The 19,324-nt window shown below is 66.9% G+C and carries 19 protein-coding genes; 15 read left to right on the forward strand and 4 right to left on the reverse strand.

Annotated elements, in window-relative coordinates:
• Nucleotides 1-5 precede the first annotated feature (5 nt).
• From MRBLWH13_RS04880 to MRBLWH13_RS04895, 4 genes are all read left to right on the forward strand, one after another.
• A complete protein-coding gene (locus MRBLWH13_RS04880) occupies nt 6-452 on the forward strand; it encodes a hypothetical protein (protein WP_341957168.1) in 447 nt (148 codons plus the stop codon).
• Nucleotides 449-1,402 carry a bifunctional riboflavin kinase/FAD synthetase gene (locus MRBLWH13_RS04885; RefSeq protein WP_341957169.1) on the forward strand — a complete coding sequence of 318 codons (954 nt, stop codon included), beginning with the start codon at nt 449-451 and terminating at the stop codon, nt 1,400-1,402. Before MRBLWH13_RS04880 ends, MRBLWH13_RS04885 begins: the two co-directional genes overlap by 4 nt.
• A 208-nt stretch (nt 1,403-1,610) precedes the next feature.
• Nucleotides 1,611-3,755 (forward strand): DEAD/DEAH box helicase, encoded by a 2,145-nt coding sequence (locus MRBLWH13_RS04890; RefSeq protein ID WP_341957170.1) that lies wholly within the window; start codon nt 1,611-1,613, stop codon nt 3,753-3,755.
• 221 nt (nt 3,756-3,976) lie between these two features.
• On the forward strand, nt 3,977-5,005 hold the full coding sequence (locus MRBLWH13_RS04895) for an ATP-dependent 6-phosphofructokinase (protein ID WP_056308186.1): 1,029 nt from the start codon (nt 3,977-3,979) through the stop codon (nt 5,003-5,005).
• 73 nt (nt 5,006-5,078) lie between these two features.
• Here the strand turns inward: MRBLWH13_RS04895 and MRBLWH13_RS04900 are convergent, their stop codons facing one another.
• Complete coding sequence (locus tag MRBLWH13_RS04900; protein WP_341957171.1) at nt 5,079-7,178, reverse strand: S9 family peptidase; 2,100 nt, start codon at nt 7,176-7,178, stop codon at nt 5,079-5,081.
• Nucleotides 7,179-7,334: 156 nt separating this feature from the next.
• Between MRBLWH13_RS04900 and MRBLWH13_RS04905 the strand changes: the two genes are divergently transcribed.
• Together MRBLWH13_RS04905 and MRBLWH13_RS04910 are read left to right on the forward strand one after the other, a co-directional pair.
• Nucleotides 7,335-8,720, forward strand: a complete 1,386-nt coding sequence (locus tag MRBLWH13_RS04905; protein ID WP_341957172.1) for an inorganic phosphate transporter — start codon at nt 7,335-7,337, stop codon at nt 8,718-8,720.
• Nucleotides 8,717-9,052, forward strand: a complete 336-nt coding sequence (locus MRBLWH13_RS04910) for a peptidase (protein ID WP_341957173.1) — start codon at nt 8,717-8,719, stop codon at nt 9,050-9,052. The genes MRBLWH13_RS04905 and MRBLWH13_RS04910 overlap by 4 nt, the downstream gene beginning before the upstream one ends.
• Before the next feature lie 24 nt (nt 9,053-9,076).
• On the opposite strand, the gene MRBLWH13_RS04915 is transcribed toward MRBLWH13_RS04910, so the two are convergent.
• Complete coding sequence (locus MRBLWH13_RS04915) at nt 9,077-9,643, reverse strand: TetR/AcrR family transcriptional regulator (RefSeq protein ID WP_341957174.1); 567 nt, start codon at nt 9,641-9,643, stop codon at nt 9,077-9,079.
• Nucleotides 9,644-9,724: 81 nt separating this feature from the next.
• Between MRBLWH13_RS04915 and MRBLWH13_RS04920 the strand changes: the two genes are divergently transcribed.
• Both MRBLWH13_RS04920 and MRBLWH13_RS04925 read left to right on the forward strand, forming a co-directional pair.
• Nucleotides 9,725-10,639, forward strand: a complete 915-nt coding sequence (locus MRBLWH13_RS04920) for a metallophosphoesterase (RefSeq protein WP_341957175.1) — start codon at nt 9,725-9,727, stop codon at nt 10,637-10,639.
• A gap of 93 nt (nt 10,640-10,732) precedes the next feature.
• On the forward strand, nt 10,733-12,193 hold the full coding sequence (locus tag MRBLWH13_RS04925) for an aspartate ammonia-lyase (RefSeq protein WP_341957176.1): 1,461 nt from the start codon (nt 10,733-10,735) through the stop codon (nt 12,191-12,193).
• A 67-nt stretch (nt 12,194-12,260) separates the two neighbouring features.
• Here MRBLWH13_RS04925 and MRBLWH13_RS04930 read toward each other — a convergent pair whose 3' ends face one another.
• Nucleotides 12,261-13,130: a fumarylacetoacetate hydrolase family protein gene (locus MRBLWH13_RS04930; RefSeq protein ID WP_341957177.1), complete on the reverse strand. Its 870-nt coding sequence runs from the start codon at nt 13,128-13,130 to the stop codon at nt 12,261-12,263.
• An 89-nt stretch (nt 13,131-13,219) separates the two neighbouring features.
• On the opposite strand from MRBLWH13_RS04930, the gene MRBLWH13_RS04935 reads away from it, so the two are divergent.
• The 7 genes from MRBLWH13_RS04935 to MRBLWH13_RS04965 all read left to right on the forward strand — a co-directional run bounded on the left by MRBLWH13_RS04935 (nt 13,220) and on the right by MRBLWH13_RS04965 (nt 18,199).
• Complete coding sequence (locus MRBLWH13_RS04935; RefSeq protein ID WP_341957178.1) at nt 13,220-14,635, forward strand: PrsW family intramembrane metalloprotease; 1,416 nt, start codon at nt 13,220-13,222, stop codon at nt 14,633-14,635.
• 235 nt (nt 14,636-14,870) lie between these two features.
• The gene (locus tag MRBLWH13_RS04940) at nt 14,871-15,032 is read left to right on the forward strand and encodes a hypothetical protein (protein WP_341957179.1); all 162 of its coding nucleotides are present in this window, start codon (nt 14,871-14,873) and stop codon (nt 15,030-15,032) included.
• Between the two features lie 233 nt (nt 15,033-15,265).
• Nucleotides 15,266-15,634, forward strand: a complete 369-nt coding sequence (locus tag MRBLWH13_RS04945; protein ID WP_341957180.1) for an FKBP-type peptidyl-prolyl cis-trans isomerase — start codon at nt 15,266-15,268, stop codon at nt 15,632-15,634.
• A 182-nt stretch (nt 15,635-15,816) separates the two neighbouring features.
• On the forward strand, nt 15,817-16,371 hold the full coding sequence (locus MRBLWH13_RS04950) for a YceI family protein (protein WP_341957181.1): 555 nt from the start codon (nt 15,817-15,819) through the stop codon (nt 16,369-16,371).
• A gap of 221 nt (nt 16,372-16,592) precedes the next feature.
• Nucleotides 16,593-16,862 carry a 30S ribosomal protein S15 gene (rpsO, locus tag MRBLWH13_RS04955; RefSeq protein WP_017203073.1) on the forward strand — a complete coding sequence of 90 codons (270 nt, stop codon included), beginning with the start codon at nt 16,593-16,595 and terminating at the stop codon, nt 16,860-16,862.
• Between the two features lie 154 nt (nt 16,863-17,016).
• Nucleotides 17,017-17,877, forward strand: coding sequence for a hypothetical protein (locus MRBLWH13_RS04960; protein ID WP_341957182.1), 861 nt, complete (start codon nt 17,017-17,019; stop codon nt 17,875-17,877).
• Complete coding sequence (locus MRBLWH13_RS04965) at nt 17,870-18,199, forward strand: transcriptional regulator (RefSeq protein ID WP_341957183.1); 330 nt, start codon at nt 17,870-17,872, stop codon at nt 18,197-18,199. The genes MRBLWH13_RS04960 and MRBLWH13_RS04965 overlap by 8 nt, the downstream gene beginning before the upstream one ends.
• A 25-nt stretch (nt 18,200-18,224) precedes the next feature.
• Here MRBLWH13_RS04965 and MRBLWH13_RS04970 read toward each other — a convergent pair whose 3' ends face one another.
• Nucleotides 18,225-19,229, reverse strand: coding sequence for a 2-oxoglutarate and iron-dependent oxygenase domain-containing protein (locus MRBLWH13_RS04970; protein WP_341957184.1), 1,005 nt, complete (start codon nt 19,227-19,229; stop codon nt 18,225-18,227).
• Nucleotides 19,230-19,324: the final 95 nt, after the last annotated feature.

Raw genomic sequence — 19,324 nt, forward strand, 5'->3', positions numbered from 1 at the left:
GAGCTATGAGCACCACCGTCCCCACCTCCCGCATGACCGGCATCGGCCGTGTCCTCGTGATCGTCTACGCCGTCATGGCGTTGGCGGCGACCGGTCGAAGTTTCGTGCAGATCTTCCGGCAGTTCGACGAGGCGCCCCTGGCGTACTCGCTGTCGGCGCTGGCGGCCGTCGTCTACATCCTCGCGACCCTGGCGCTCGTGCTCGCCGACCGCCGCGGCTGGTACGTCATGGCATGGGTCGCGATCGTCTTCGAGCTCACCGGCGTCTTGGTGATCGGTACCCTCAGCGTCTTCTTCCCCGACCTCTTCCCTCATGACACCGTCTGGTCGATGTTCGGGCGTGGCTATGTGTTCATCCCGCTGGTGCTTCCGATCTTCGGGATCTGGTGGCTGCGCACTCATCGCCCGGCGCGCGCTGTGCAGGCGGCGCCCGCCGCTGAGGTGTCCGCATGATCGTCTTCCGCGATCCGCTGGAGGTCCCGGCGGACTTCGGTCATTCCGTGGTCGCGATCGGCAAGTTCGACGGTGTCCACGCCGGGCACCGGGCGGTCATCCGTCGGCTCAAGCAGGTCGCGGACGAAACCGGCCTCCGCACAGTGGCCGTCACGTTCGATCGCAATCCTCTTGCCGTGCTGCGACCCGATCGCTGCCCCGAGAATGTCGTCACGGTCGAGCGCAAACTCGAGCTGCTGAGCGAGCTCGAGCTCGACGCGACGCTGCTGCTGACCTTCGATGCCGAGTTCGCCGCGCGCAGCGCCGAGGAGTTCGTCACGAGCATCCTGGTCGGAGCGCTCGGTGTGTCGACGGTGCTCGTGGGTGAAGACTTCCGGTTCGGGCGCGGGGGAGCGGGAACGCCGGCGTTGCTGCGCGAACTGGGCCCGAAGCATGGGTTCAGCGTCGAAGTCGTCGACGACGTCTTCCTGGACGGCTCTGATCGACGAGTCTCGTCCACGTGGATCCGGGAACTGCTCATGGACGGCGACGTCACCACCGCCGCACGAGTTCTCGACCGTAACGTCGACGTGCGCGGCGAGGTGGTGCACGGCCTCAAGCGAGGACGGGAACTCGGGTTCCCGACCGCCAACCTCTCGGCCTCGGTCGACTCCTTCGTCCCGGGCGACGGGGTCTACGCCGGATGGCTCGTCGACCACGAAACCGGGATCCGTCACCGAGCGGCGATCTCGGTGGGCACAAACCCGACTTTCGACGACGTCCTCGAGCGCCAGGTCGAGGCGCACGTGCTCGGCGAGACGGATCTCGACCTGTACGGGCACGATGTCACCGTCGAGTTCGTCGAGCGTCTGCGTGGCATGGTCGCCTTCGAGGGCATCGACAAGCTCAAGTCTCAGATGGCCACCGACGTCACGGATGCCGAACGGGTGCTCGCAGCTCCGAACAGCTGAACTCCGAGCCAACTCTCCGTGACGTGATCTCGGTCCGATGGTCGGCATGGCGTAGAATGGGTCTCGGTGGTCGACGAATCTCGCGACTGAGTCGCGCGCCGATGACCACCGGAACTACTGTTCGTACGGTCCTGGCTCACGCCACACGCGGACATCGAGAACGGCTGCCGCATCCTGTGGATGCTCGGCCTTCACGCTCAGGAGGAGCATGCCGACCACGGCGACTGCCGCAACGCGGCGCAAGAAGACGTCTCGTCGCGACGATGAGGCGCCCCTCATCCCGATCCTCGCGCGAAAGGTGCGCGAGATCGAGGCGAAGTCGCAGCGCGGAAAGCTGGGCCCGACGAACCGGGTGAAGTTCCAGGTGATCGCGTTCCTGGTGCGCGAAGAGCGTGCCAGGGTGAAAGCGGACACCGAGATCGCCGATGCCGCCCGCGCGGAACTGCTCAAGCGGCTCGACGGCGTCGCGACGATCCTCGCCAAGACCGCCGCACGCGACACATCGCTGATCCAGCTGCTCGAAGCCGATCAGGCGACGTCTCCGGTGGCGAAACGCATGCGTCGGGACTGGCTGCTCGAGTCGGGCGCGGAACTCGCGCCCGAAGAGCTCATCATCGCCGACATCGCGCCCGTGCAGACGTCCGTCGTGTCTGCCGCGATCGCCGAACGTCAGGTGACGCCCCCGTCGGTCGAATCGCGCCAGCTCGCGAACCCGTTCCTCGCTCCGGATCTCACTCCGCGAGCACGCACCACTCCCCGTCGTCGCCTCGACGGCTGGGAGCTCATGGGGCCCCTCTACAAGGCGTTCGAGACGGGCGCCGGGGGCGGCGCGGCGAGCATGGATCTCCCGCCCGCACCAGAGTACGATCACCTCTCGCCGAAGGGGCTCGAGGTGATGGTGCACCAGTCGCGCTTCCTCGAATCCGTGCGCGAGGGGCACAGGAGCTTCCTCCTCGCCGACGAGCCCGGCCTCGGCAAGACGGCTCAGTCCGTGCTCGCCGCGTCCGTCGCCGGCGCGTACCCGCTTCTCGTGGTGGTGCCCAACGTCGTGAAGATGAACTGGGCGCGCGAGGTCGAGCGCTGGACGCCGCAGCGCCGAGCGACGGTCATCCAGGGCGATGGTGCCGACATCGACGCGTTCGCCGACATCTTCATCGTGAACTACGAGATCCTCGATCGTCACATGTCGTGGCTCGCGTCGATCGGACTTCGGGGAATGGTCGTCGACGAGGCGCACTTCATCAAGAACCTCAGCTCCCAGCGATCGCAGAACGTGCTCTCGCTCGCCAACCGGGTACGCGAGCGCACACCGGGGGGCAACCCGCTGATGCTCGCACTCACGGGAACGCCTCTGATCAACGATGTCGAGGACTTCGACGCGATCTGGCGCTTCCTCGGCTGGACGACGGGCGAGAAGCCCGGCCCTGAACTGATGGAGAAGCTCGACGCGACGGGGTTCACACCCGCAGACAAGGCTTTCTATCCCGAGGCCCGTGAAGCGGTGATCTCGATGGGCATCGTCCGCCGCAAGAAGAAGGACGTCGCCGCCGACCTCCCAGACAAGCTCATCGCCGATCTGCCCGTCCAGCTCGACGACGACTTCGGGCGCAGCATCCGTCAGGCGGAGCGCGAGCTCGGGGAGCGTCTCGCCGCTCGCTACCGCCGCATCATCGAGGCACGCGGGGATCGCGGACTCGCACCGGGCGAGATCGACGAGGACATCGTGCGCCTTGTCGCTCAGAACGAGCTCGAGGAGTCGAAGGCTGCAGGAACCGGTGGCGACAACGTCTTCACCATGGTGCGTCGCATCGGGCAGGCGAAGGCGCAGCTCGCAGCCGACTACGCGGCGCAGCTGCAGCGATCGGTGGGCAAGGTCGTGTTCTTCGCGAAGCACATCGACGTGATGGATCAGGCCGAGGCGCATTTCGCATCAGTCGGCATCCGTTCGGTGTCCATCCGTGGCGACCAGACCTCGACCGCGCGTCAGCAGGCGATCGACGACTTCAACAGCGATCCGGATGTCGGCATCGCGGTGTGCTCGCTGACCGCAGCCGGCGTGGGCCTCAACCTGCAGGCGGCATCGAACGTCGTCCTCGCAGAGCTCTCGTGGACTGCTGCGGAGCAGACGCAGGCGATCGACCGTGTGCACCGCATCGGTCAGGACGAGCCGGTCACGGCGTGGCGGATCATCGCGGCGCACACCGTCGACGCGAAGATCGCCGAGCTCATCGACCAGAAGCAGGGTCTCGCGGCGCGCGCGCTCGACGGTGAGGCCGTCGATGACGCGGCCGCGGAGCCCGTGCAGCTCGGGGCGCTCATGCACCTTCTGCGGGAGGCCCTCGGGGCGGCCTGACGAGAGGGACTCTCGAGAGATCGGTGTTAAGAATCACGATTCTTGGCGCCGATTTCTCGTTCTCATCGCTGAGTCGAGGCATTTCTTACGAATCGTCCCGAGGTGAGCGCAAGATCCCCGGTTTTCGACGCCTCGAATGGCGCGTGCGCGCATCGGGGCACTAGTGTCGATCGCAGGCAACGTCGCCTTTTCCCCCTTCCCTGAACCCGTCTGAGGCAAGCATGAAGATCGGCATTCTGACGAGCGGTGGCGACTGCCCCGGACTCAACGCGGTGATCCGCGGAATCGTGCTCAAGGGCACCACGACCTACGACCTCGAGTTCGTCGGCATCCGCGACGGCTGGCGAGGCGTCGTCGACGGAGACTTCTTCCCCCTCACTCGGCACGAGGTGAAGGGCCTGTCGAAGGTCGGTGGAACGATCCTCGGCACCAGCCGCACGAACCCCTATGAGGGTGAGCGCGGCGGTGCGGAGAACATCGCCAAGACGCTCTACGGCCACAAGATCGACGGCATCATCGCGATCGGCGGCGAGGGTACCCTTGCAGCGGCCGACCGCCTCGCGAAGGACGGCATCAACGTCATCGGTGTGCCGAAGACCATCGACAACGACCTCCGCGCCACCGACTACTCGTTCGGCTTCGACACGGCCGTCAACATCGCCACCGACGCGATGGACCGTCTGCGCACCACCGGAGACTCGCACCAGCGCTGCATGGTGGCCGAGGTCATGGGTCGCCACGTCGGTTGGATCGCGCTCCACGCCGGGATGGCGGCGGGCGCGCACGCCATCTGCATCCCCGAGGTACCGATGTCGATCGACGACATCACCGAGCTCGTCTCGAGCGCCCACGATCGCGGACGCGCGCCGCTCGTCGTGGTCTCCGAAGGATTCAAGCTGCTCGGCATGGATGAGGCCTACAGCGACAAGGGGCTGGACGCATTCAACCGCCCCCGTCTGGGCGGCATCGGTGACCAGCTCGCGCCGGCGATCGAGCGGATCACCGGAATCGAGACTCGCGCCACGATCCTCGGTCACATCCAGCGCGGCGGATCGCCCTCGGCGTTCGACCGCGTGCTCGCCACGCGACTCGGCCTGCACGCGGCCGACGCCCTGGTCGACGGCGCGTGGGGCCAGATGGTCGCCATGCAGGGGACCGACATCGTGCGTGTGCCGTTCGCCGAGGCCCTGGGCGAGCTGAACACGGTTCCCCGCAGCCGCTACGACGAGGCCGCCGCACTGTTCGGCTGAGCCGTCAGCCGGACACCCCGAACGCGAACGGGCCGATCCTCACCGGATCGGCCCGTTCTCTGCGTAGGCGCGGTCAGCGCGAGGCGAGCCCGACCGTGTCGAGGATCCACGCCAGTTCGAAGGCGCGTTCCTTCCATGAGTTGTACCGTCCGCTGACCCCACCATGACCGGCGACCATCTCGCACTTGAGCAGTGCGTCCGATGCTCCTGCGACTCGCAGCGCCGCGATCCACTTGGCCGGTTCCACATAGAGCACTCTGGTGTCGTTGAGCGAGGTGACCGCCAGGATGCGCGGGTACTCGACGCCCTCACGCACGTTCTCGTATGGTGAGTACGACTTCATGTACTCGTAGACGTCAGCGCCGTGCAGCGGGTCTCCCCACTCGTCCCATTCGATCACCGTCAGAGGGAGCGAGGGGTCGAGGATCGTCGTCAGCGCGTCGACGAACGGCACGGCGGCCAGAACTCCGGCGAAGAGCTCGGGGGCGAGGTTCGTGACGGCACCCATGAGCAGTCCTCCGGCGCTGCCGCCCTCTGCGACGAGAGTCTCGGGCGTCGTGATGCCCTGCTCGATGAGGTGCTCGGCGCACGCGACGAAGTCGGTGAACGTGTTGCGCTTGCTCAGCAGCTTGCCGTCCTCGTACCACTGTCGCCCCATCTCGCCGCCGCCACGCACGTGTGCGACGGCGAAGACGATTCCTCGGTCGAGCTCGGACAGCCGGGCGACCGAGAAACCGGGATCGATCGAGTGCTCGTACGACCCGTAGCCGTAGAGATGCACGGGACGGGTCTCGGAACCCGGATCTCCGAACGAGCGCTTCCAGACGAGCGAGATCGGCACCCTGGTACCGTCGGTTGCCGTGGCCCAGGCGCGCTGCTGGCCGTAATCGAGAGGGTCGTAGCCGCCGAGGACCGCGACCTGCTTGCGGAGTTCGAGCTCGCGCGTCGCGAGGTCGAGCTCGTACACCGTGCCGGGAGTGACGAACGAGGTGTAGCCGAGGCGCAGATACGGCGAGTGCCATTCCGGGTTGCCGCTGACACCCGCCGAGTACAGCGGCTCGTCGAAGACGATGTCCTCCACGGCATCCGTCGAGTAGTCGAGGAGCCCGACGCGCTCGAGACCCTCACGGCGGTACTCGACCGTGGCGAAATCGCGGAAGGCGTCCATGCCGAGCAGTCGACGGCCCGGTTCGTGCGCCAGGACGACCCGACGCTCGCCCTGCGGGGCGGATGCGGCGACCGAGACGAGCTCGAAGTCCAGCGCGCCGTCGTTGTGGAGGATGTACAGGCGATCCTCCCCGTCGACCACCGCGTGCTCGAGCGAGTACTCGACGCCCTCGCGTCGAGGCCAGACGATCTCGGGCGGCGCAGTCAGATCTCCCGAGAGATCGACGAGGTACTCCTCGCTCGTGATGCTGGATCCGACGGCGATCACCAGGTATCTGCGACTGCGGGTGATGCCGGCGCCCAGCCAGTACTTCTCATCGGGTTCGTGGAAGAGCTGCACGTCTTCGGCCACCGGCGTGCCGAGGCGGTGCAGCCAGAGGGTGTCGGGGCGCCAGGCGTCGTCCCTCGTCGTGTACAGGATCCCGGTGCCGTCAGGGGTGAAGAATGCGCCTCCCGTGTCGGGGATCACGTCGGCGAGGGTCTCGCCGGTGACGAGGTCGCGGACATGCACGGTGTAGAGCTCATCACCCTCGAAATCCGTCGCCCAGAGCAGCTTGGTCGCGTCGTCAGAGGTGTCGAAGGCGCCGAGTGAGAAGAACTCGTGGCCCTCGGCCTCGACGTTGCCGTCGAGCAGGACGATCTCGCCCGGCACGGGCACGCCCGGTTCGAGCACCGGGGGAGTCCAGTCGCCCTCGGCTGCGGCGGTGCGGCAGTGGATGCCGTATTGGGATCCCTCCTCGGTGCGGCTGTAGTACCACCAGTCTCCACGTCGAGTCGGCACGGAGAGATCCGTCTCCTGCACTCGACCTTTGATCTCCTGGAAGAGTGTCTCGCGCAGTTCGGCGAGATGCGCGAGCTCGGACTCCGTGTGCGCGTTCTCCGCTTCGAGATGCGCGATCACTTCGGGGGAGTCCTTCTCGCGCAGCCATTCGTACGGGTCGTCGAAAGTGTCTCCGTGATGAGTGCGGAGTGTCGAGCGGCGGTCTGCGATCGGGGCATCAGTCACGCCTCCCACGCTAGCTCAGGTCGAGTTGACCGGCACTCGACAGGGTGGGAGGATTGCCCGGGGCCGGTTAACGGAAGTCAAACCCACGGTGAACTCTTCGTTCGTCACGTCGATCTCGTCGACACCTCCCTCTTCCTCAACGACCGAAAGCGAACGGTGGAAACCGCAGCCCTCATCGTCGTGCTGGTTATCCTGCTGGCACTCTTCTTCGACTTCACCAACGGGTTTCACGACACTGCGAATGCGATGGCCACGCCGATCGCGACGGGTGCGCTCAAGCCCAAGACCGCGGTGCTTCTCGCAGCAGTCCTGAACCTGGTCGGTGCGTTCCTCTCGACAGAGGTCTCCAAGACCGTGTCGCACGGGATCATCCGCGAGGACACCATCCAAGGCGATGTGTTCCTGCCGATGATATTCGCGGGTCTCATCGGCGCGATCACATGGAACATGCTCACCTGGCTGCTCGGCCTGCCCTCGAGCTCTTCTCACGCGCTGTTCGGCGGACTCATCGGGGCCACGCTGGTCGGAGTCGGTGTAGGCGGAATCGACTTCGGGATGGTGCTGTCGAAGATCATCCTCCCGGCGCTCATCGCCCCGCTGACCGCGGGCATCATCGCCTTCGCGGCGACCAAGCTCGCGTACTCGATCACGCGGCGGTACGACGGCAAGCCCGACGGGCGCGACGGCTTCCGTTGGGGGCAGATCTTCACCTCCTCGCTGGTCGCGCTCGCGCACGGCACGAACGACGCCCAGAAGACAATGGGCGTCATCACCCTGGCGCTGATCACGGTCGGGTGGCAGAACAGCGAACAGGCCGATCCGTACCTGTGGGTGATCATCGCGTGTGCGGTCACGATCGCGCTCGGCACCTATCTGGGCGGCTGGCGCATCATCCGTACCCTCGGCAAGGGGCTCACCGACGTCAAGCCCGCTCAGGGCTTCTCGGCGGAGAGCTCGACGGCTGCGACGATCCTCGCATCCAGCGCCTTCGGTTTCGCGCTCTCGACCACGCAGGTCGCATCGGGATCCGTCATCGGCTCCGGTCTCGGCCGTCGCGGTTCGACCGTGCGCTGGCGCACTGCCGGACGCATCGCGATCGGCTGGCTGCTGACCCTTCCGGCCGCCGGCGCCGTAGGAGCTCTCGCGGCGCTCCTGATCACGTGGCTCGGCAACTGGGGCATCGCGATCGACACGGTGCTCGCTCTCGCGGTCATCATCGGCCTCTTCCTGCGTTCGCGCAAGGATGCGGTGACGCACGCCAACGCGATGAGCGATGTGGCGGAATCTGGTCTCGCGATCGAGCAGCCCGACACGACGCCGCTCACCCGCCGTCAGCAGCGAATCGCCGATGCGAAGGCGGAGGCGAAGGCTCGCGCGGAGGCGCGGGAGCAGGTCAAGGTCCAGGCGAAGGCCGAGGCCAAGGCCAAAGCTGAGGCGAAGGCCGACGCGAAGGCGAAGGCCGCCAAGAAGGCAGCGAAGAGCGGGGAGCCCGCGAAGACGATCGAGGATGCCGACACGGCGAGCAGGGAGGAGTCGAAGTGAACGTCGACATCGACTGGATCGCATTCGTCCAGGTGTTCCTCGCAGCGCTCGTCGGCGCCTGCGCCGTGGTGACGTTCTACGCTTTCGGGCTCCGTCTGCTGGTCCGCAGCGGTCGTGCGCCTGTCGTGAGTCCTGCCGAGTTCACCGATGCGATCACCGTGATCACCGAGAAGGAGCTCAAGCGCGCCGCGAAGCAGGCTGCGAAGGCTGCGAAGAAGAGTCCTCTGACAGACGGGCAGCGGCGCATTGCGCTCTTGGGCGCCTACGGATGCTTCGCCCTGTGCGCGGTGGCAGTCGTGGCCGGCATCCTCATCATCGTCGTCGGCCACTGACTCGGAGCCGAGAGCCGGGCGTTCTCAGCTCAGGAGCCCTGCCACGAGGTCGTCGACGATGTCGTCCGTCGAGGTGTCAGGATCGATCGGCGTCGTCAGCCGGTCGAGCAGCAGGCCGTCGATCGCGTAGTGGAACAGTGCGATCTCACGTCGACCGCCCGGCAGGCCCGCAGACGAGTTGAACTCGACGTCTCCGGCGAAACCGGCTCGCTGCCACGCTCCCAGCAGCGCAGCGACCTCGGGGCGCCGACTGCTCTCGAGACGCAACTCGAAGAGTGCGAGCGTGACGTCGCGATCGTCGGTCAGGCGTCGGACGATGTCGCGGATGTAGTCGGCGAACAGTTCTCTGCTCGGAGGCTCCGACGACCGCCGAGCAAGATCTTCCTCACTCGGAGCCAGACGCTCGCCGATGCGCTCGACGAGTCCTTCCACCAGGGCATCGCGGCTCCGGAAGTAGTTCGACGTCGTGCCTACGGGGACGCCGGCGACGAGGTCGACGGCCCGATGCGTGAGTCCGCGTGAACCGTCCGTCGCGAGGACCGTGAGCCCGGCATCCGCGATCAGTCGTCGTCTGGTCTCGTTCTTCGCCATGCAGGAACCCTATCTCGACTACTACACCTGATGTGGTGCCGCTCCTCGTGCTGGTGTCGTCGCCGCGCTTAGGCTGAGATCATGTCAGCGCACTCCGACTCCGAGTTCGTCTTCGGCCGTCACCAGCCCGCGTCCCACGTGATCATCCATGTGAGTGACCCGCACTTCCTCGCCGGCGGTGCGAAGCTCGGTGATCGATACGACGTGGAGTCGAATTTCGCTCGCACGCTCGACGCGATCAGGGCTGTGCATCCGCATCCCGCGGCGATCGTCATCACGGGCGACCTGGCGGATCTCGGGGAGCCCGACGCCTATCGGCGCCTGCGCGATGCCGTCGAGCCGGTGGCCCGGGGACTCGGTGCACCCGTGGTCTGGGTCGCGGGGAACCACGACGAACGTCCGGCGATGCGCGAAGGACTACTCGACCAGGAGCCGACGCAGGAGCCGATCACCGGTGTCTGGGATCTCGACGGACTCCGGCTGGTCGCTCTCGATACCAGCGTGCCCGGCTGGCATCACGGAGACCTCGACGACGGGCAGCTCGCGTGGCTCGCCGACATCCTCCGCGAACCCGCACCGCACGGCACGCTGCTCGCGATGCATCACCCACCCCTCCCGAGCCACGTCCCGCTGTTCGACATCCTGGAGCTGCAGCATCAGGACGAACTCGCCGAGGTCATCCGGGGGAGCGATGTGCGCGGCATCCTCGCCGGACACCTGCACTACTCGGCTCATGGAACCTTCGCCGGGGTTCCGGTGAGCGTCTCGTCGGCGACGTGTTACACGATGAACGTCGCCCGTCCGGCAGCCGACGTGAACGGGATGGACGCGGCTCAGGCGTTCCAGATCGTTCATGTGCGGCCGGGCTCGATCACGCACACCGTGGTTCCGGTGACCGACGCCCCGACGGGCGACCATTTCTCACCCGCATGGCTGGAGCGGATGTCGAGGCTCAGCCCGCAAGAGCGCCTCGAGGCCTTCTCGCGCAAACGCTGACGCGCCGTCGTATCCCTGGCGGCGCATGCGGGCGGGCGTAGAATGGGTGCATCCCCCGCATCACACACTCGCCACTACCCACAAGGATGTGACATGGCTTCTGCCGCGCCTGCCCTCACCCGTACCGAGACCGATTCGCTCGGGAGCATGGAGATTCCCGCCGACGCGTACTGGGGGATCCACACCGCTCGCGCCGACGCGAACTTCCCGATCACCAAGCGTCCGATCTCGGTCTATCCTGACCTGATCGTCGCCCTCGCGATGGTCAAGCAGGCCAGCGCTCGCGCCAATCGCGAGATCGGAGTCCTGGATGCCGAGCGGGCCGACCTGATCGACCGCGCAGCTCAGCGCGTGATCGACGGGGAGTTCCACGACCAGTTCACCGTGGGTGTCATCCAGGGCGGTGCCGGCACCTCGACGAACATGAACGCCAACGAGGTCATCACCAACATCGCCCTCGAGCTCGCCGGGCGTGAGAAGGGCGACTACGGGTTCCTCTCGCCGATCGATCACACGAACCGCAGCCAGTCGACCAACGACGTCTACCCGACTGCCGTGAAGATCGGCCTGTCGCTGACGCTGCGCTCGCTGCTCGAGGAACTCGATCTGCTGCGCGTGTCGTTCCTCAACAAGTCGCATGAGTTCCACGACGTGCTCAAGGTCGGCCGCACGCAGCTGCAGGATGCAGTGCCGATGACGCTCGGCCAGGAGTTCCATGGCTTCGCGTCGACGCTCGGCTTCGACCACACGCGTCTCACGGAGAACGCCTCGCTCATGTTCGAGATCAACATGGGCGCAACGGCGATCGGCACCGGCATCACGACCCACGTCGACTACGCGCCAGCCGTGCTGAAGCACCTGCGCGAGATCACGTCGCTCGACCTTGTCACCTCCGCCGACCTCGTCGAGGCCACCAGCGACACAGGCTCGTTCATGTCGTTCTCGTCGACGCTGAAGCGCAACGCGATGAAGCTCTCGAAGATCTGCAACGACCTGCGTCTGCTGTCGTCGGGGCCGCAGGCCGGTTTCGGCGAGATCAACCTGCCCGCGATGCAGGCCGGCTCGAGCATCATGCCCGGCAAGGTCAACCCGGTGATCCCCGAGGTCGTCAACCAGGTCGCTTTCGCCGTCGCCGGTGCGGACATGACCGTCACGATGGCGGCCGAGGCCGGTCAGCTGCAGCTCAACGCCTTCGAGCCGGTCATCGCGCACTCGATCTTCCAGTCGATCACCTGGATGCGCCAGGCGATGTGGACGCTGCGCGTGAACTGCGTCGACGGCATCACCGCGAATCGCGACCGGCTCGGGGCGATGGTCGGAGCATCGGTCGGCGTCATCACCGCCCTCACCCCGTTCATCGGTTACGCGGCGGCGGCTGCGCTGGCCAAGACCGCGCTTCTCACCAACCGCAACGTGGCCGACCTGGTCGTCGAGGCCGGTCTGATGTCGCGTGACGAGGTCATCAAGCAGCTGTCACCCGCGCGCCTCTCCGGCCTCGAGGCGATCACGGCGGCGATCCCGGTGATCGCCTCCGAGGATCTCATCGAGATCTGACCAGACACACAGAAGGGGCCCCGGCGGATGTCCGCCGGGGCCCCTTCGCTCTGTCTGCGTGCGAGGTTCAGTCCAGGACGCGGCAGTGGGTGGTCAGCTCCCCGATGCCGTCGATGCCGACGGTGACCGTCGACCGATCGCGGAGGAAGATCTGCGGATCACGGGAGTAGCCGGCACCGCCGGGGCTTCCGGTCGAGATCAGCGTGCCCGGCAGCAGCGTCAGCGACTGCGAGAGGTGCGCGATGAGCTTCGCGACCGATCGCACCATCTGATCCGTGCTCGCGTCCTGCACGGTCTGGCCGTCGACGACGGCCCAGATGTGCAGATCCTGCGGGTCGGAGATCTCGTCGGCCGTGACGGCGAAGGGCCCCGTCGGTGTGAATCCGTCGAAGGACTTGCAGCGAGACCACTGCGCTTCGGAGAACTGGACGTTTCTTGCGGTGATGTCGTTGACGACCGTGTAGCCCCAGACATGCGAGAGGGCCTCAGCTTCGGTGACGTCCTTGGCCGGCGTGCCGATCAGGACCCCGAGCTCGGCCTCGTAGTCCACCGCTTCACTCAGCGCGCGCGGCCACGAGGTGGTCTGCTCGTGGCCTGCGAGCGAGTTGGGCCACAGGGTGAAGACGGTCGGCGCCGCGTCGGTCTTCAGACCGAGCTCGCTCGAGTGGGCCGCGTAGTTGAGCCCGACCGCGAGGACTGCGGGGGGAGCGATGACCGCGGAGGCGAATTCCCAGCCGTCGAGCGGATGCCGAGGGGCGTCGCTGCCCGCGACGGCCGACCGCAGCGCGGCGAGCATCTGCTCTCCGCCCTCGATCAGCTGTTGCAGGGAAGCAGGGGGGTCGGGAAGGAGATCGGAGACGAGGATGGCTTCGGCACCCTCCACCACTGCGAGATGCGCAGTAGGGGAGTCGGCACGACGCAGATGAGCGAACCGCATGCTCCTACGGTATCCGGTGGTGCGGGGGATTTGCTGGAGGAAGTCACCAGACCGTGGGGAAGTTGGTTGTTCCCCATATGCTTTTGCCTATGAGTTCCGGAGGACCGTCCCAGCCATCGCCCTACACGCCGCCGCCTGCGCCGCAACAGCCTCCGGCTCAGCACGCGCCGACGCCGGGGCAGCCTCCTGCCGCGCCGCAGCCGCAGGCGTATCCCCCGCAGCAGACGTACCCGCAGCAGCCGGGATACCCGCAGCAGCCGGGATATCAGCCGCCGGCCCCGCAGCAGTATTCCACCCAGCAGTACGCGCAGTCGAACTACATGCCCGCGCAGTTCGCGCAGCGTCCCGCGTATGCGTCGGTACTCGCACAGCCGACTCCGTACTCGCCGCCCGCGCCCTCGGCCCCTTCCCCGGCGCAGGGGCTGCCCGCGCTGCCGTCCGCACGTCGCGGTGGCCGCATAGCCCTTTACTCGCTCTTCGGCTTCCTCGGACTCCTGCTGCTGGCTCTGATCGCCTACTTCGGACTCTTCCTCGGCCCGCTCGCATCGATCATCGGCCTGGTTCTCGCCCTCGTCCCGCTCGCGATCGTCTTCTTCGTCGTCCGGATGATCGACCGGTGGGAACCAGAGCCGAAATCCCTGGTGTTCTTCGCGATCGCATGGGGTGCGATCGCCGCCGTGGGACTCACGCTCCTCGTCGATCTCGGACTGACCGCGGTCTTCGGCTTCCGGGGCGAGGTCGCGGGAGCCGTCGTCCAGGCGCCCATCGTCGAGGAGTTCTGGAAGGGCTTCGGCCTCTTCCTGATCTTCCTCATCGCCCGTCGAGCTTTCGACGGTCCGGTCGACGGGGTCGTATACGGCGCGCTCGTGGGTGCAGGCTTCGCATTCACCGAGAACATCCAGTACTTCGCGATCAGTCTCATCGAGGGCGGCGGGGAGCAGCTGACAGTGACCTTCATCCTGCGCGCGATCATGTCGCCGTTCGCCCATGCCATGTTCACCTCGCTGACGGGCCTCGCGATCGGTCTGGCGGCCCGACGTCACGCGTCCACCGGCGCCGTGCTCGGCTTCGGACTGCTCGGGATGCTGGGGGCGATGTTCCTGCACGGTCTCTGGAACGGCTCCTCGTTCGCCAACTTCTTCCTTCTGTACTTCGTGCTCCAGGTGCCGTTGTTCGTCGGATTCATCCTCGGGATCATCGCTCTCCGGCGCGAGGAGTCTCGCCTCACCAAGGCGCGCCTGGGGGACTACGCCGCCGCCGGGTGGTTCACCCCTGAAGAGGTCACCATGCTGGCGACGCCGGCCGGTCGCAAGACCGGGCTCGGCTGGGCCTCGCAGCTGCGCGGAGATCGGCGCCCGCTCATGCGGGAGTTCATCAAGGATGCGACGACTCTCGCATCCGTCCGCCAGCGCGCCATCACGGGACGCGACCCGATGGCTCCGGCAGACGAGCAGGCTCTCCTCGCCCGCACGCGTGCCACGAGAGCTGCGCTGCTGGCCTACTGAGGCGGTAGATCCGGTTCACGGCACCGATAGTCGCCGACAGGCTGTCGGCTGACGCCCTCGTGGTGCTCGCGGCGATGATCCCGGCGCCGGGGGAGTCGCCCGACGAGTGGTGGGAGAACACCGGATACGGCGCGGCCGCCGAAGAGCAGGCCGCTCGTGACGCGGGCTCACCGGAAACAGTGATCCGTTCGTGGGGTGCCATCACGATGTTGCCCGCGTTCTTGCGGAGGAGGCGATGCGGCGGGAGCGTGCGCATCCGTCCGCAGCGGCGCGGACGCGCCTCGGCATCGTCGCGGATGAGATCAGAGGGAGCCACTGCGTCGCGCTGAGCCGGCCGGAGGCACTCGCGTCGATCCTCATCGGGTATGCGAACGAGGTCGGTCCCACCGGAGTCTGACGAGGCCAGGAGCACCGCCTCGTGACAGACTCAGCGCCCGGTGCTGCGGCGATGCCTGCATGTCTACCGGGCGCTGAGTTGATCTGTAATCAGGGTGCACCCGGCATCCGCGACTGTCAAGACCTTCGGGGAAGCCGCTGGTCGGCTCCGGCTTTCCCGGGGAAGCCTCATGTTCGCTCTGAGCAGTCGTCACCGCGTTGACCGGTGCCCGAAGACTCGGGTTGGATGGAACCATGACTGATCGCACAAAGCCTGAGTTCGACGCCCCCACCGGCCCCGCCCCCGCGGAGCTCGTGATCCGCGACATCATCGAGGGAGACGGCGCCGAGGCGAAGCCCGGCGACACCGTGACCGTGCACTACGCCGGTGTCGAGTTCGAATCCGGCGAGGAGTTCGACTCCTCGTGGGGTCGCGGCGAGACCATCCAGTTCCCGCTGCGCGGCCTGATCCAGGGATGGCAGGACGGCATCCCCGGAATGAAGGTCGGCGGACGCCGCGAGCTCGTCATCCCGCCGCACCTGGCGTACGGGCCCGTCGGTGGCGGACACTTCCTGTCCGGCAAGACCCTCATCTTCATCATCGACCTCGTCGCGGTCGGCTGAGTCGCTCGACACGGGAAGGCGCCGTGCCCCTCGGGGCTCGGCGCCTTCGTCGTGCGTCGGCGAAGAACTTCCGCATTCAGGGGAATACATGCATATGCATGTAAGTTGTAACTCGTGACGCCGTGAACGCGGCCCCTCATCCGTTGCCGCACAGTGCGGCTGATGTCTCCAGAGGAGAAACCATGACCAGCATCGACATTCCCGGCTACCGCGCAGGCACCTGGGTGCTCGACCCGTCGCACAGCGAGGTCACCTTCAGTGTGCGCCACATGATGATCTCCAAGGTGCGCGGCACCTTCGGCGTGAAGAGCGCGACGCTCATCGCCCCCGAGAACCCCCTCGAGGCTCGCGTCGAGGCGAGCGTCGACGTCACCTCGATCGACACGAAGGACGAGGGGCGCGACACGCACCTCCGCTCGGGCGACTTCTTCGACACCGAGAACTTCCCGACTATGGAGTTCGTCTCCACCGGTGCACGTGCCGAGGGCGGCGAGCTCTTCGTCGACGGCGACCTGACCATCCGCGGCATCACCAAGCCGGTCAGCTTCGAGCTGGACTTCGGCGGCTTCGGCTCTGACCCGTGGGGCAACTACAAGGCCGGCGCTTCGGCGAAGACGGTCATCAACCGCGAGGACTTCGGCCTGACGTGGAACGCGGCGCTCGAGACCGGCGGCGTGCTCGTCGGCAAGGACGTCACGATCAGCCTCGACCTGCAGGGCGCGCTGCAGCAGGACTGATGATCGCGTGATCTCGAGAACCCCGGGCCCCAAGGGCTCGGGGTTCTCTGCGTGGAACGGGGGCCGAGCATCACCGCTCGTGAGGAGGCGTCGACGGCGGTCACGCAGGGCAACGGAGTCCTGGTAGACTCTTCAGGTTGCCGTTTGATCGGCCGCGGATAAAGAGAGCTCACGCATCAGGCGTCGGGCACCGCGCAACAAGCAGAGAGGGGATCGAATCTATGGCACTGGAAGCAGACGTCAAGAAGGCGATCATCGAAGAGTACGCGACGCACCCCGGTGACACCGGATCCCCCGAGGTGCAGGCCGCGATGCTGACGCAGCGCATCAAGGACCTCACCGAGCACCTGAAGGAGCACAAGCACGACCACCACTCGCGTCGTGGCCTGTTCCTGCTCGTGGGTCAGCGCCGTCGTCTGCTCGGCTACCTCCAGAGCGTCGACATCGAGCGTTACCGCTCGCTGATCGCACGCCTGGGTCTCCGCCGATAACGCGGAGCGAGCCAGCGTACAATCGCGCAGAACATTCTTGAGAAGGCCGTCCCAGGTGTGGGGCGGCCTTCGTCTTTGCAGGGGTTGACCGCCCGGACGCTTTCCGTTAGGAAAGTAGTGAGCTTTCCAGATGGAAAGCGAAGGGGGTCGTCCGATGGAGCAGAAGCCGGTCCAGGGGCAGGAAGCGCTCGCGCCGCCGAGCGTGGACATCGCCCAGCGCTACCTCGACGAGGCAGATGCTGTCGTGCATCGGCGTGGGCGTGCCGTCGACGGGCGGGCGCTGGCGTGGCTGCAGATCGCCAGTGCGGCCGTCACCGCGGCGTATCTCGTCGCTCTGGCTACCGCGATACGTGGCCACGGCGGTGTGACGCCGCAGGTCTTCGTCTTCAGTTTTCTCGTATGGGGGCAGCTCTCCACAGGCATGGCTCAGCGGAGCGGGATGCAGCTGCGCCTGGTGTGGTCGCGCTGGCCCATACTGCTGGCCGGCGGTGCTCTGGCCGTCGCGGTGCTCGTCGTCTTCGGCTTCGCGGTCTTCGATCCCGGGTTCCCGGCCATCGGCGTCTGGATCCCGGCCGGCCTCATGCTGGTCGGATTCGGTGGCTACGGCGCAGTTCAGCTCGCGCGTGCGTCGGGTGACCCGCGCCCCCCGCGACCCACGCCGAAGCCGCTTCCGCGGGCGATGCGGTGGGGAACCATCGGCGTGGGAGTGGTTCTCGGAGTGATGGCCATGCTCGGCTCTGCACCAGACGGGGTGCTCGCGAGCACCCTCATTCTGCTGGTCATGCTCATGACCTTCGTCTGGCTCGTGGCTGCTCGCAGCGAAATGGGCCTTCCCTCCGTCGGTGCCTCGTGGCGCTGGCCGCACCTCGGCGCCTTCGCCGCCTCGGCCTGCACCCTGTCGCTGGCGGTGCTCGTCGACGGTGTTCCTTGGCTCGTCGGCGTATTCAGCGGCCTGATGATCATCGCGCTGTTCATCGCAGTCTCATTCGTCCGCGGACGTGATCTGCGTGACTGACACCCCATCGGCGCCGCACCCGCGAACCCGCCTCGACGACAACTTCGCGTCGCCGATCCGGTTCTCCCTCATGGCGTCCCTCAGTGACGGCGTCGAGCTCGACTTCGCGGCGCTGCGCGAGATCCTCCAATGCGGTGACTCGCCGCTGAGCAAGGCCATCTCGCATCTTCAGGCCGCGGAATACATCGTCGCGCGCAAGGGAAGTCTCGGCAGTCGCCCTCGCACGTGGGTCCATTCGACTTCTGCCGGCCGCGCAGCCTTCGCCGGACATCTCCAGGCCCTGCGCGAGATCGTCGCGCTCGGGGGCGGTCCCGCGCTGTGACCGCGGTCAGGCGGTGCGACGGGTGTCAGGCTTTCGCTCCGACGAGGTCGGGGTGGTGGATCGCGGCCACGTCGGGGTGAGCGCGCAGCCGTGACTTCATCGCGTTCTCGCCATAGGTCGCATGGATGGGGTTGCTCGGATCCTCGGTGATGCCGGTCGCCTCGGCGGCCAGGTCTGCCGGCAGTTCGAGGAGCGGCAGCTGCTGGTCGAGCGCCGGGTTGAAGAAGAACGGGATCGAGATGCGCTCTTCCGGCGCCCGGGGGGAGATCACGCGGTGATTCGTCGCTTTGAGGTAGCCGCCGGTCGCGTACTCCAGCAGTTCGCCGATGTTGACCACGAACGCACCGGGCACCGGGGGAGCCGACACCCACTCGCCGTTCCGCTCCACCTGCAACCCGCCCTTGCCCGGCTCGACCCAGAGGAGGGTCAGCACGCCGGAATCCTTGTGCGCACCGACGCCCTGCTGGGGTTCCGGCTCATGGGTGCCCGGGTAGCGGACGATCTTGATCAGCGTGGATGGGTCGCGGAACGGCTCGTCGAAGTACGTCTCCTCGGCGCCGAGGGTCGTGGCCCAGGCACGCAGCAGCTTCCGCGCGATCTCGGTCAGCGTGTCGTGCCATTCGGTGACGACCGCCTTGAGCTCGGGCTGCGCTGCCGGCCACAGGTTGGGGCCCACCAGGCGGTTGAATGCCGGTCCGCCGTCGACGGGTTCGCGCTCGGGACCGATGTCGATCTGCTCGCGCCAGTCGACCTTGCCCTGGGTCCGCTCGCCGCCGATGCGGGTGTACCCGCGGAAGTGCGGGCTCTTGACGTTCTCGATCGCGAGCTTGTCCTCGTCCGGCAGGGCGAAGAAATCGAGCGCGGCCCGATGCAGGCGCGCTTCGAGTTCCGGCGAGATCCCCGTGCCGGTGAGGTAGAAGAAGCCCACGTCGTGGGTGGCTGCCCGCAGTTCGTCGCGGAACCGTGCTGCGGCCTCAGGGCCGGCATCGAGCTGGGACAGGTCGAGGATGGGAAGCGAGAGATCAGCCATTCACCGAGCGTAGATCGACTGCGGGGTCGCGCGGTCGAGTGTTGCGTCGGATTACCGTTGATCGTGCGGAGGGTGAAATGCCACCGCTGACGGGG

The sequence above is a fragment of the Microbacterium sp. LWH13-1.2 genome (assembly GCF_038397735.1).
Taxonomy (GTDB): domain Bacteria; phylum Actinomycetota; class Actinomycetes; order Actinomycetales; family Microbacteriaceae; genus Microbacterium.